Source organism: Parapusillimonas sp. JC17 (genome assembly GCF_052180245.1).
Taxonomy (GTDB): Bacteria; Pseudomonadota; Gammaproteobacteria; order Burkholderiales; family Burkholderiaceae_B; genus Parapusillimonas.
In genome coordinates, this window is sequence record NZ_CP197474.1 from 3,734,263 (window position 1) to 3,747,462 (window position 13,200).

A 13,200-nucleotide genomic window follows, 5' to 3' on the forward strand; every position below is an offset into this window, starting at 1 on the left:
GGGTAAATGCCATCAATCGTTGGAAATAGCCTGGTAGCCGGCGGCATCGAGCAAGCCGTCGATATCGGACATGTTCTCGGGCTTGAGCTTGTAGATCCAGGTATCGAAAGCCGCTTCGTTGATGAGGTTGGGCTGATCGTTCAGCGCCTCGTTGAATTCCACGATTTCGCCGTTCACCGGCGCGTAGATGTCGGAGGCGGCCTTGACCGACTCCACGACGCCGGCGGTTTCACCGGCCGTAAGCTGCGCGCCCGTGTTGACGTCGCCGACGAACACCAGGTCGCCCAGCTGATCCTGCGCGGTATCGGTGATGCCCACCAGCAGCAGGTCGCCTTCGGGCTTGACCCATTCGTGGGAGGATGTGTATTTGCGATCGGTGGGAAGAGTCATGTGTTACCCCGTTTGTATTGATATTAGTGTTTAGGAACTTGAATCAGGCAATCACTTTGCCGTTGCGTACGAAAGGCATTTTTACCACTTGGGCGGGCAGCCATTTGCCCCGGATCTCGACCTGGACCGCATCGCCGGGCTGCACGCCCACGGGGACCCGCGCCATGCCGATGGAAATCCCCATGGTCGGCGACATCGAACCGCTGGTGAGCTCGCCGTCTCCTTTGTCGCTGCGGATTTTCATGTGCCCGCGCATCACCCCGCGCTCCAGCAGCTTCACGCCGACCAGGCCGCGGTCGACTTCGGCGGCCTCGAGCGCATCGCGTCCGATGAAACCGCGGTCCGCATCCTTGAAAGATACCGTCCATGCCAGGCCCGAGACCAGCGGATTCACTTGCTCGTCCATTTCCTGGCCATACAGGTTCATGCCGGCTTCCAGGCGCAAGGTGTCGCGTGCGCCCAGACCGCAGGGGCGGACGCCGAGCGCGGCAAGGTCGCGCCACAGGGCTTCTGCCTGAGCGGCCGGAAGCACGATTTCGAAACCGTCTTCACCGGTGTAGCCCGTTCGGGCCACTAGCGCGCCGTCTGGCACCGCCACGCCGGTGAAGGGCTGGAGCTCGGCCGTTGCGGCCTTCCAGCCCGGACGAGCAGCCCATACCCGTTCGCGGGCATTGGGGCCTTGCACCGCCAGCATGGCGAGGTCGCGCCGGGGCAGCACCTGCACATCGAATCCTCCCGACCGGGCCACGTTCTGCATCCAGGCCACGTCCTTGTCGGCCGTGCCGGCGTTGACGACCACGCGCCAATCGTCAGGCCCAAAGAAATAGACGATCAGGTCGTCGATGACGCCGCCCTCGGGGTTCAGCATGCAGGAATACAGCGCCTTGCCCGGCACCGTCAGCTTTGCGACGTCGTTCGCAAGCAGGCGCTGCAGGTAGCCCTTGGCGCCTGCGCCTTTCACGTCGACATTCAGCATGTGCGAGACGTCGAACATGCCGGCATCCTGGCGCACGGCGTGGTGCTCCTCGAGCTGCGACCCATAGGACACGGGCATGTCCCAGCCACCGAAATCGACCATCTTGGCGCCGGATTCGATATGCACCGCATACAGGGGGGTTTGCTTTAGGGTAGAAGACATGGGGGCTCCGGTGACGGGAAAACGACTGATGGAAATACGACGTAAGCCAGCTAACACGCTGGCCGCATCGCCCTTCTGTCCTTTTGCCTGAGAGTTGGCCCCTGGTCAAGGGGTATTCACCTTCGGCGCCCGGCCGGCCAATATGCGGCGGCCTGAGTCTCTCCAGAATGCTGTCTTGCTTGGCCCGGGGTCAGACCCCGTACGGGGTCTGACCCCTGACGCAAAGGGGTCTGACCCCAGGCAAAGCAATACACGAGCGGTACGGGGTGCCTGAGCGATTCTGGGCGAATTGCGCCTTCGGCGGCCGGGGAAAAGCCGGCGCTCTCCCACTCGATGTGAACAGCAGCCCGTAAGAATAACTCGAAAGCGCCCTGAATTCAAAGCGGTTTCCGCTCTTCGTCAGCCGGCTGTTCGCCGTCCAGCAGCTTCATGTTATCCAGCAGCTTCAGCAGGTAATGCAGGGTATGGCTCATGTCGCTCAGGGAAAAGTCCGCCCCGGCGCTGCAGGACGTCCTGTCGGGCCAGGCGGACTTCGTCTGCGATCCGGGCATCGCCTTTCCCCATATCCGTACGAACAAGGTCAAGCTGCTGGGCATCGTCAGTGCCACGCGCTCACCCTTCTTCCCGGACGCTCCCACCGTGGGCGAATTGGGCTTCAAGGAAGCAGACCTGGATATCTGGTTCGGCATGTGGGCGCCCAAGGGCACACCGCCCGAAATCCTCGAGCGCTTGAACAAGGAATTGGCCAAGGCGCTGTCTGACAAGGATGTGGAAGAGCGCTATAACGGCCTGGGCGCGGAAACGAAAACGCTGGACTCCCGGCAGTTCCGCCAACTGCTGCTCGACGAGCGCAAGCTGCTTGCCGCCTTGATCGAAGAACAGAAAATCAACGTCGAATAGGCGATGACGCGCGGGCGTTCCGGACAGGAACCGAAGTCGCCCGCATCAACGGCACCGCCGCGGTCAGCCTGCCAGCGCCCGCCCGCAGGCCACCCCGGAGGCCCATGCCCACTGGAAGTTGTAGCCGCCCAGCCAGCCGGTGACGTCCACCGCTTCGCCGATGAAGTACAGACCCGGCACGCTGCGTGCCTCCATGGTTTTCTGGTTCAGGCCGCGCGTGTCCACGCCGCCGCGCATGACCTCGGCCTTCTTGTATCCGACCGTGCCGCTGGGCATGAGCGCCCAGTCATGGATGCGCGACGCGAGCCGGCGCAGCGTCTTGTCCGGCACATCGGCCAGTCTGCGCGTGGCCAGGTCCGGCGCGGCGGAATCCAGCGTCGCAAGCAGTTGTTCGGCCAGCCGCTTGGGCCACAGCCCGGCCAGCACCGTGCCAAGTTGCTGGCGGCTGCCGGGCTTCGCGTCCAGCAGCTCGCGCTCCAGATCCTGTGCATGAGCAAGATCGATATGTATGGTCTCGCCGGGGTTCCAGTAGCTGGAGATCTGCAGGATCGCCGGGCCGGACAGGCCGCGATGCGTAAAAAGCAGATCTTCGAGGAACACGGCCGGTGCCACGCCGCGCGCCCTGCCGGACGTTGCCTTGCCACCCTCCGGCTTGCTGCGCACGCATACTTCCAGCGCCACGCCGCTGAGCTCGGAAAACGGCGCCCATGATGCCGGATCGAAGGTCAGCGGAACCAGCGCGGGACGCGGCTCCACGACTTTCAGGCCGAACTGGCGGGCGATGCCCAGCGCGAAATCCGTGGCGCCCAGTTGCGGGATCGCCATGCCGCCCGTCGCCAGGACGAGCTGGCGAGCCTCGATGGGGCCCTGATCTGTAGCGAGGCGGAACCCGTCCGCCTCACGCTGGATTTCGCTCACTGCGCACGGCATGCGCCACGACACCTTGCCGGCCTCGCACTCGCGCCGCAGCATGTCGATGATGTCTTCGCTGGATTCATCGCAGAACAATTGGCCGCGATGCTTTTCATGCCAGGAAATGCCGTGCTTGCGGATCAGGTCGAGAAAGTCCCTGGGCGTGTAGGCAGACAATGCCGACCGGCAGAAATCGGGGTTTTGCGAAATGAAGTTGGCGGGCGTGGTGCCGATGTTGGTGAAATTGCAGCGCCCGCCACCCGAAATCCGGATTTTTTCAGCCAGCCGCCGCGCATGGTCGATCAGCACCACGCGCAGGCCGCGCTGGCCCGCGACGGCGGCGGCCATCATGCCTGCCGCCCCGGCGCCGATCACAGCGACGTCGAACATTGCGTTACGGCCCCCTAGCCTCGACAGACCCTAGTCTTCCTTGATGCAGTCGACGTAATAACGGCCCATGCCGTCCGGTCCCATATCCTGCGCCAGACCATGCACGTAGGTTTCGAAACCCGGGAACTTGGCATTGAATTCGCGGGCGAATTGCAGATAGTGGACGATGCGCTTGTTGAAACGCTCGCCCGGAATCAGCAAGGGGATGCCCGGCGGGTAAGGGGTAAGCAGCACGCCTGTTACGCGCCCTTCCAGTTCGTCGATGCTCACGCGTTCCGCTTCGCGGTGCGCCATCTTGGCGTAGGCGTCCGAAGGCTTCATGGCGGGGACCATGTCGCTCAGGTAGACCTCGGTCGTCAGCCGCGCCAGGTCGTACTTGCGATAGGCCTCGTGGATCTGCTGGCACAGGTCGCGCAGCCCCATTTTCTCGTAGCGAGGATGCTCCTTGCAGAAATCGGGCAGGATGCGCCACATGGGCTGGTTGCGATCGTAGTCGTCCTTGAACTGCTGCAAGGCCGTCAAGAGGGTGTTCCAGCGCCCCTTGGTGATGCCTATGGTGAACAGGATGAAAAACGAGTACAGGCCGGTCTTCTCAATCACGACGCCATGCTCGGCCAGATACTTGGACACCAGCGCGGCGGGTATCCCGGTTTCCGCGAAGGTTCCGGAAATATCCAGACCCGGCGTCACCACGGTGGCCTTGATCGGATCCAGCATGTTGAAGTCTTCGGCCAGGTCGCCAAAGCCGTGCCATTCGTCGCCCGACTGCAGCAACCAATCGTCGCGGTTCCCGATGCCGTCGGAGACCAGCCGGTTCGGACCCCATACCTTGAACCACCAGTCGTTCTTGCCGAACTCGGATTCCACCTTGCGCATTGCCCGGCGGAAATCCATGGCTTCGCTGATGCTTTCCTCGACCAGCGCCGTTCCGCCGGGAGGCTCCATCATTGCCGCCGCCACGTCACAGGACGCGATGATCGCGTACTGCGGCGATGTCGAGGTGTGCATGAGGTAGGCTTCATTGAACACATTGCGGTCCAGCCGGCGCGTCTCGGAATCCTGCACCGTGATCTGGGATGCCTGAGACAGCCCCGCCAGCAGCTTGTGCGTGGAGTGCGTCGCGAAGATCATGGCATCCGGGCTGCGCGGCCGGTTTTCGCCGATGGCGTGCATGTCTTTATAGAAGTCATGGAAAGCCGCGTGCGGCAGCCATGCCTCGTCGAAGTGCAGGGTGTCGATCTCCGAGCCCAGCTTTTCCTTGATCATCTCGACGTTGTAGATCACGCCGTCGTAAGTGCTTTGAGTGAGCGTCAGGATGCGGGGACGCTTGTCCTTTGCATTGCGGGCAAACGGATTGGCCTCGATCTTCTTGCGGATGTTCTCGGGATCGAATTCGTCCAGCGGGATGGGGCCGATGATGCCCAGGTGATTGCGGGTAGGCCGCAGGAACACCGGGATCGCGCCCGTCATGGTGATGGCGTGCAGAATGGATTTGTGGCAGTTGCGGTCCACCACGACGACGTCGTCCGATGCCACGTTGGCATGCCACACGATCTTGTTCGATGTGGACGTGCCGTTGGTCACAAAAAAGCAGTGGTCGGCGTGAAAAATGCGCGCGGCGTTGAGCTCGGATTCGGCGACGGGGCCGGTGTGGTCCAGCAACTGGCCCAGTTCGTCGACGGCATTGCAGACGTCGGCGCGCAGCATGTTCTCGCCGAAGAACTGGTGGAACATCTGCCCCACCGGGCTCTTCAGGAAAGCGACGCCGCCCGAATGCCCCGGGCAGTGCCAGGAATAGGAGCCATCGGACGCGTACTTCACGAGTTCACGGAAGAAGGGCGGTGCCAGGCCGTCCAGGTAGGCGCGCGCTTCGCGGATGATGTGCCGCGCCACGAACTCGGGCGTATCCTCGAACATATGGATGAAGCCGTGCAATTCCCGCAGGATATCGTTGGGAATGTGCTGCGACGTACGCGTTTCGCCGTACAGATAGATGGGAATTTCTTCGTTGCGGAAGCGCAGTTCGCCGATGAAGGAACGCAGGTTCTTGATGGCGTTGGCCACGTCTTCGGGCGAGTCGACGTCGAATTCCTCATCGTCGATGGACAGAATGAACGCACTGGCGCGGCTTTGCTGCTGCGCAAATGAGCTCAGGTCGCCATAGCTGGTAACACCCAGCACTTCGACGCCTTCGGCCTCGATCGCCGCCGCCAGTGCCCGGATGCCGAATCCGGACGCATTTTCGGAGCGATAGTCTTCATCGATGATTACGATGGGAAAACGAAATTTCATGGGGTAGTGCTCCCTGGAGCGTGATCATTCAAAACGGACGGACGGGAACCGCCAGCAAGCCCGGGGCCTGTCGGCGTCTTAGGTTCGGGGCAGGGTAACGCCCTGCTGCCCCTGGTATTTGCCGCCTCGGTCACGATACGAAGTCTCGCAGACCTCGTCGCTTTCAAAGAACAACATCTGTGCGCAGCCCTCGCCGGCATAGATCTTGGCCGGCAGCGGCGTGGTGTTGGAAAACTCCAGCGTGACGTGGCCTTCCCATTCGGGTTCGAGCGGCGTGACATTGACGATGATGCCGCAGCGCGCATACGTGCTCTTGCCCAGGCAGACGGTCAGGACGCTGCGTGGAATGCGGAAGTACTCGACCGTGCGGGCCAGTGCAAAGGAATTGGGCGGAATGATGCAGACGTCGCCCTTGAAATCCACGAACGACTTCTCGTCGAAAGCCTTCGGGTCGACGATGGTGGAATTGATGTTGGTGAATATCTTGAACTCGTCGGCGCAGCGCACATCGTAGCCATAGCTGCTTGTGCCATAGCTGACGATGCGCTTGCCATCGACCGTGCGTACCTGGCCGGGCTCGAACGGTTCTATCATGCCACTACCGGCGGTACGCCGGATCCAGCGATCACTCTTTATGCTCATAGCCTTTACCTTATAACATTGGCGCGTATTTTATCCCCACCAGGTGACAGTGCATCGGCTGTTACGCAAAAACCGCTCAATTCCTTGAAAACCATCGATACACCAGGGCGAGGCCGTTCACCGTGCCCGCCGTCAACTCGGCCGTCAAGCCCCGCGCCAGCTGGTAGCTGACCCGCCCCACCGTGCCTGTGTCGGACAAGGCCTGCTGGATGCTGACCGTGAAGCCCCGAGACAACTGCTTGCTGACCTGCACGAACTTGCGCTCGATATCGCTGGTGCCGCTGTCCAGGCCGCTGACCACGCTCTCGACTGGAAGAATGCTGCCGGCCGCGCCGAGTTCGCCTGAGCGCATGCTGACCTCGTCGATGCCGAACTTTCGATAGAACGGCTCGCCGTCGCCCAGGAAAGAGCTTCCGACCGAGAACAACAGCGCCACGTCGCCTCCGCCGCTGTCGGGTCCATGGCCGAACAGCAGCCAGGACAGCTTCTCGATCTCGCTGACGGCAGGATAGGACACGAGGTCAATGCGCGGCCGCTTCGCCGTCCCGGCCACCCGCACGCCCGCCTCGACCGCCAGGCCGGTGCGCAAGGCCTCGATGTCGAGCACCGGGCTGGTGATGTCTCCCTGGAAGGTGATCGTGCCGCGGCGCAGCTGCAAGCGCTGCCCATAGGCCTCGATGGCCCCGCCACGCGTCCGCAAGGCACCAATGCCGCTTAGCCGGCCGTCGGCCATGATGATGCGCATCTGTCCCACCAGGCCGGAGTTGACGCCATAGCCGGTAAGGTAGAAGCGCGGTCCCAGGTCCACCTCGATATCCATGGAAACATCCATGGGCGCGCTGGGTTCCTTCTGCTTCTGGCCAGGCCGGATGACCACCACGTCGCCGTCCACGGTGGGAATGCCGCCCAGCATGTCCAGGTCGAACCATCCCGCATCGGCGGTCAGCTTGCCGGTGATCGAGATCTTGGGCAGCTCCGCTTCCAGAACCAGCTTGCCGCTCATCATGGCGTAGCGGTCGGAACGCTGCAAAATGGGGTAGCGATGCAGCTCCGCATTGATCGTCCCGCGCGACTGGAGCACGTTCCAATCTCCGCTGATGACCAGGCTTCCTCCTTTGGCCTCGGGATTGGTTCCGACCCATTCGGCCGTACGCCATTCTTTGGGCGTCACGCGCAGGAGCGCCGGAAAGCTGAGCTTGTCCAGCACCACGCGCTCGCCGTCCAGGCGAGCCGCCAGGGTTCCATCCAGCAACCGGACACCGTCATCGATCCGGATCACGCGCAGTTTCTGTCCCGTGATGTCGCCTTTGCTGTTCCAACTGCCGTCTGGGCGGCTTTCCAGATCGACACGCGCCTGGACCGCCCCGCCCAGCTCCATCGCATCGCCCAGGAAGAGGCTGGTCCAGCCCAGGTCGTCCACGTCGGCATCGATGTGCACCCGCTTGATGTCCTTCGGCTCTATCCGCATGCCGCCGCCGGGCGTCGCATGCAGCAAAGTCGTCGCAGTGGCCGCGATGCGCCCCATTTTTTCGGTGCGCACCTTCAAGTCGGCGTTGATGCGGCTCACGGCCGCCCCTTCGCGCTTGGCCGTGAGGTCCAGCGTCAGGTCCTCCAAGCCCAGGGGAAACGAGGGCTCGGCCGGCACCATGATGTCGCCCGACACGCGACGGACCTGCGCGCTGCCCTGCAATGCGCCGTCGAATTTCATGTCCCATCCCAGCGCCAATACGATTTCGGAGGCTTTACGGGCCTCGTCCCGCCGCAGCGAAACCCCGCCCCTGTCGTTCTCTTCTTTTTTCTCGAGATCGAATTTTTCGGTGATCTGCGTGATGAGGGCGGGCGTCAGCGCCAGGCGGTTGATGTCGCCGCGCGTTTCCCAGTGCGCGCCACGGCCGCGCGAAGCCCCATGAGCCATCGTGAACACCGTGGATCCGGACAGCAGGAAGTCGATCCGGGTCTCGCCCACCTGCCATTGCCAATCGGGCTCGTGTGCACCGGGCGCGAAAGACACTTTTGCGGGCACCCGCGTCTGGATGCCGAAGTCTGCGTGATCCACCTGCAACGCCTGAACCGTGCCGCTCCAGCCCTTCGACTCGTCCCAAGCGCCTTCGACGGCAACATGGGCGTCCACGGGCGCCGAACCCAGCTCCCCCCGTTTGCTGTCCGCCGGCGTGTACTGGGCTCGGACATCGGCTTTGTGCGCCGCCATGGCGCCATGCACCTCGCCCTTCAACTGTGCCCCGCCTGGAAGGTCCGGCCAGAAGGCCGACAAGGCGGGCGCCTGCACGTCCAGCTCGAGGTGCGACTCGCTGAGGCCCAACGTTCCGTGGCCCGCCACGTGATTCTTCCCGAGCCGCAGATCAACATCCAGCTCGGGCAGCAGGAAGGCGCGCCAATCGAGGCCGGCGACGCTTGGAGCATCGTCGTCCGTTTGCGCCGCGTCCGCAATCGAGACCGGGGCGGCGGTGTTCTGCAACCGGGTCTTGACATGGCCGGACAAGGGCTGCCGGTTCCAGGCGGAACCTTCGCCGATATCCAGCGAAAGCGCCGCTGCGCGTAAATCACTGTGATCACGAAGTTCGACGTCGAAGCGCGCCGCCAGCGTCAGGACGGCGTCCGGAATGGCCGGCCCCACCAACTGCCCGATGTTCAATTTATCGGTGTCCAGGCTGCCCTCGACCCGGTCCTGGACGACACCGTCGACCACGCTGGTTCGCCAGTCCAGGCGCCCTTTCAATGAGGATCCGTCCGCAAGCGTGACATTTGCCAGCGCGTCCTTGAGCGGAAAGGGTCCCTTGGGCGCAAGATTCAGATCCGCATCCAGGCTCATGTCCTGGCCGGAGCCCTTCAGCACGACATGCAGCGCATCCAGGCTGCCTTTGGCCGTCGTTTCGATCTCCAGCGAACAATCCTCCGGGGACGCGGTCTCTGTTGCGTCCTTGGTTGCGTCCTTTGCTGCGGTCGGCAGCGTGGGAACGAAGCGGCGTGCGCAAAGCGGCGAGTCCGCGACCAGGCCGCGCGCCTTGGTCACCAGACGCGCTTCGAGCGGCCAGGGATCCTGCAACGCCAGCGCGCGGGCTTCGCCCTCGAAGCTGGCGTCCAGCTGCTCGTGTCCGATATGCAGGCTCTCCAAAAACAGGCGCGCATCGTCGTTTTCCACATAAACCGATGCGGCAAGATCGCCAATGCTCACCGGCAACGGATTGCCATCCTGGCGGAAGTCCAGGCTGCCCAACGCAAGCCGGTCTACCGCCACACGCACGGGCAGCGCCGGCATCTGGAAGGGCTCGGTGGATGGTTCTTCTTCACCGGTCGTCATCGCGACCCTGACCGTGTCGGCGGACAGCTCCTGTACGTGCAGCCGGCGGTCAAACAGTTCCGGCCAGCTTGCCCGCAGCGTCAGGCCGTCCAGGGAAACGCTCAGGTCCGGCAAGGACAGGGAAAAATGATCGACTTCGAGGCCGTGCCAAATGGAGCCGCGGACGCCCCGCACTTCTCCATCGAACTGCTGGGCCGCCGTGACCAGCGCCCAGCGCGTTCCCGCCGAGGACGCCAGCACCCAATACAGAAAACCGCCGATCACCATCAGCAGCACGATGATCGCGGGTCCTATCCAGATGCCCAGTGTTCGCAACCATTTCATCGTTGTGCTCAAAATGCAATGCCCAGCGAAAAGTGCAGCCGCAGGCGCTTATCGCGCTGGCCATATGCCAGATCGACAAAGAAGGGCCCCGCCGGCGTGCGCACGGCCAGGCCGGCGCCATAGCCTACGTGCATCTTCATGCTTCCGAACGATTCCGCTGCGTCGCCTGCATCGACGAAGATGTTCATGCCGAACATGTCGGTAAAGTAATGCGTGTATTCAATGCTCGCGACGGCCAGCGACGAGGCGCCGACCACGGCGTCCCCACGCTGCAAGCCAATGCTTTGATAGCGATATCCCCGGATGGAACGTCCGCCGCCGGTCCGATATCCGAAATCCTGGGGCAGCCGTTCGGTCTGGGACCAGACCTTGCCGACCTCGCCGCGCAGCGTAAGCACGTCGCGCGGGCCGATCGGCCACCACTGCTGCAGCCGCAGGCTGGAACGATAGAAGGGCTCGGCCTTGTCCAGCGTAACCCCCGCACCGAGCCCGAAATCCACGAGATTGCCTTCCCGCGGGTCGTATTTCTTATCGACGTCGCGCCGCAGCCACTGCCAGGTGCCCACGAGCGTCGGCACCTCGAAGCCGGGCGCGCCGCTGATGCGGGTACGGTCGTGGGCGGCGACGAGGCCCCATTGTGTTTCGTATTCGACGCGACTGTCGCCCGCCGCCTTGCGCTCCTGCCGCCGCTTCCAGCCCAGGCCTACGCGCCGGTTGTCCAGCCCTTCGATGTCGGAATGCTCGAACAGTACGCCGACGCTGTCCCTGTATCCTTTGTACGTGGGCGGCAAATGCAGATCGAAAAATGCGCGCTGCCGGTCTTTGTCGACGCCTGCCCCGGTCTCTATCGACACCGCGCGGCCAAACACCACGTTCTGCCGGAAGAGGCCCTCCACACGCAGCCCGTGATCACTGTCCACCCCGATGGACGTGGTGACCCGCCGCGCCGGCGCTTCGGACACCTGCACTCGCAACGGAAGCTCCACCTCTTCATCGGGCAGCTCCTTGCGGGTCTCGGCATTCGGGTCCAGGGTGACGAACGCGCCGCGAAAGAACTCGGTCGTCTGCAGGGCCTGCTGCCATTCGTCCAGCCTATCCTGGTCGTAAGGATCGCCCGGCTCATATCGGACATAGCGCTCGATGAGATCCTGCGGCACGCGCTTGAGGCCGATCACCTTCAGCGGGCCCATGCGTACCCGCGGTCCGCTTTCCACCTCCACGGACAAATCGGCCTTGGCCGCCTCGGCATCGACGGTCGCCTGGGTCTTGGCCAGGCGCGCGAAATAGAAATCCTTGCGGCTGACGTCGTCCAGCAAGCTCGTCTTGGCGCTGCTCCACGCCGAATTGATGAAGGGCTGGCCTTCTTTGAGCGGCCATTGTTCGCGCAGGTGCTCGATGCGGCCGTTGAACTCGGGGCGCGTGATCTGTCCTTTGAAGTCCAGTGCGACCCCGCTGACGTGCGTGACGGGCCCGGGCTCGATGGTGATGTCCCAGGTTTCCCCGGCGAAGTCCTCGCCGACCTCGAGCGTGACCCGCGGCGAAAAATACCCCTGGGTTTCAAGCGCCGACAAGGTGGCTTCGTGGGCGCGGCGGCGCAGGCGTGAAACCTCGCCGCCGTCCTGGTCTTCCGCCAGGCGAGTGATGGCCTCGACCGCGCCGTTGATGGCCGACAAGGCCGCCGGCGGCACGCCGCCCGGGTCGATGGTCACTTCCGGGCGGTCTGCCCGGGCCTGGAAGGCAACACCCCAAAATACCAACAGACAAGCCGCGCCTACCCTCGTCATTCAGTCACATCTTCCTGGCAACGACCGTGGGGATCTTTCCGGACATATCGCGCGGCAGCGACGCCACGTTGACCGCCATGCGCTGCGCGATCTCGTGGTAGGCGCGGGCGGCCTCGCCTTCCGGCTCGGCCACCACCGTGGGTTTTCCGGAGTCGGTCTGCGTGCGGATGCTAAGCTGCAGGGGCAGGGATCCCAGCCAGGGCAGGTTTTCCTTGGCGGCCAGGTCGCGCCCGCCGTGCTCTCCGAAAATCGGCTCGGCATGCCCACAGTTCGTGCAGATGTGGACAGACATGTTCTCGATGATGCCTAGAACGGGCACATTCACCTTCTGGAACATTTTCAAACCTTTTACCGCGTCCGCCAGCGCCAGGTCTTGCGGCGTAGTGACAATGACCGCGCCGGTGAGAGGCACTTTTTGCGCCAGGGTCAGTGCGATGTCGCCCGTGCCCGGAGGCATGTCAACGATCAGATAGTCCAGATCGGACCAAGCGGTTTGTGTCAGCAGTTGCAACAGCGCCTGGGTGGCCATCGGGCCGCGCCAGATGGCCGGGGCGTCGCCGTCGATGAGGAAGCCGATGGAATTGGCCTGCAGGCCATGGCCCGACAAAGGCTCCATGCGTTTGTCGTCCAGGATGCGGGGACGGCCCGAAAGCCCCAGCATGATGGGGACGCTGGGCCCATAGATGTCGGCGTCTACCAAGCCTACGCGCGCGCCCTGAGCCGACAGCGCCAGCGCCACGTTCACCGCCGTGGTGCTCTTGCCCACGCCGCCCTTGCCGGACGCGACCGCAATAATGTTGCGCACGCCAGGCAAAGGCCGCAGGCCCGCCTGAACCGCATGGGTTTCCACTTTGCTCGCGACTTTCAACACACCAAGCTTGGCGCCGAAGCTGGCCAGGGCCGTTTCAATACGTTTCCTCAATTCCTCTTCCCCATTGTGCAATGGATAACCGAGGGGTACAGTGATACTTGCGGTATCCCCCTCGATCTCGATTTCGGTATTCTTGCTGGTTACCGGCAACTTTTTCTTCGTACCGGGGTCAGTAACTTCAGACAGCGCAGAAAGTACCTGTTCAGGATTTAAGCTCATATCAATAGGCCTTGCGTCA

At 63.2% G+C, this 13,200-nt stretch carries 9 protein-coding genes and 2 riboswitches; of the genes, 1 reads left to right on the top strand and 8 read right to left on the bottom strand.

All coding sequences use genetic code 11. From position 1 onward, the window contains the following. Positions 1 to 12: 12 nt before the first annotated feature. Entirely contained in the window at positions 13 to 390 is a 378-nt protein-coding gene (gene gcvH / locus ACSBPU_RS18075) for a glycine cleavage system protein GcvH (RefSeq protein WP_180066770.1), read from the bottom strand. A gap of 43 nt (positions 391 to 433) precedes the next feature. Then, complete coding sequence (gcvT, locus tag ACSBPU_RS18080; RefSeq protein WP_442593201.1) at positions 434 to 1,528, bottom strand: glycine cleavage system aminomethyltransferase GcvT; 1,095 nt, start codon at positions 1,526 to 1,528, stop codon at positions 434 to 436. 65 nt (positions 1,529 to 1,593) lie between these two features. Continuing rightward, positions 1,594 to 1,704: riboswitch (glycine riboswitch) on the bottom strand. Between the two features lie 71 nt (positions 1,705 to 1,775). Continuing rightward, positions 1,776 to 1,867, bottom strand: a riboswitch (glycine riboswitch). A 132-nt stretch (positions 1,868 to 1,999) separates the two neighbouring features. On the opposite strand from gcvT, the gene ACSBPU_RS18085 reads away from it, so the two are divergent. Continuing rightward, positions 2,000 to 2,428 (top strand): Bug family tripartite tricarboxylate transporter substrate binding protein, encoded by a 429-nt coding sequence (locus ACSBPU_RS18085; protein WP_442593202.1) that lies wholly within the window; start codon positions 2,000 to 2,002, stop codon positions 2,426 to 2,428. Between the two features lie 63 nt (positions 2,429 to 2,491). Here ACSBPU_RS18085 and ACSBPU_RS18090 read toward each other — a convergent pair whose 3' ends face one another. From ACSBPU_RS18090 to apbC, 6 genes are all read right to left on the bottom strand, one after another. Then, positions 2,492 to 3,730 carry an NAD(P)/FAD-dependent oxidoreductase gene (locus ACSBPU_RS18090; protein WP_442593203.1) on the bottom strand — a complete coding sequence of 413 codons (1,239 nt, stop codon included), beginning with the start codon at positions 3,728 to 3,730 and terminating at the stop codon, positions 2,492 to 2,494. Between the two features lie 30 nt (positions 3,731 to 3,760). After that, positions 3,761 to 6,022 carry an arginine/lysine/ornithine decarboxylase gene (locus ACSBPU_RS18095; protein ID WP_180066778.1) on the bottom strand — a complete coding sequence of 754 codons (2,262 nt, stop codon included), beginning with the start codon at positions 6,020 to 6,022 and terminating at the stop codon, positions 3,761 to 3,763. A 78-nt stretch (positions 6,023 to 6,100) separates the two neighbouring features. Further along, on the bottom strand, positions 6,101 to 6,664 hold the full coding sequence (gene dcd, locus ACSBPU_RS18100; RefSeq protein ID WP_180066780.1) for a dCTP deaminase: 564 nt from the start codon (positions 6,662 to 6,664) through the stop codon (positions 6,101 to 6,103). 76 nt (positions 6,665 to 6,740) lie between these two features. Beyond that, complete coding sequence (locus tag ACSBPU_RS18105) at positions 6,741 to 10,307, bottom strand: translocation/assembly module TamB domain-containing protein (RefSeq protein ID WP_442593204.1); 3,567 nt, start codon at positions 10,305 to 10,307, stop codon at positions 6,741 to 6,743. Positions 10,308 to 10,315: 8 nt separating this feature from the next. Beyond that, on the bottom strand, positions 10,316 to 12,091 hold the full coding sequence (locus ACSBPU_RS18110; RefSeq protein ID WP_442593205.1) for an autotransporter assembly complex protein TamA: 1,776 nt from the start codon (positions 12,089 to 12,091) through the stop codon (positions 10,316 to 10,318). Between the two features lie 4 nt (positions 12,092 to 12,095). After that, positions 12,096 to 13,181 (bottom strand): iron-sulfur cluster carrier protein ApbC, encoded by a 1,086-nt coding sequence (apbC, locus tag ACSBPU_RS18115; RefSeq protein ID WP_442593206.1) that lies wholly within the window; start codon positions 13,179 to 13,181, stop codon positions 12,096 to 12,098. Positions 13,182 to 13,200: the final 19 nt, after the last annotated feature.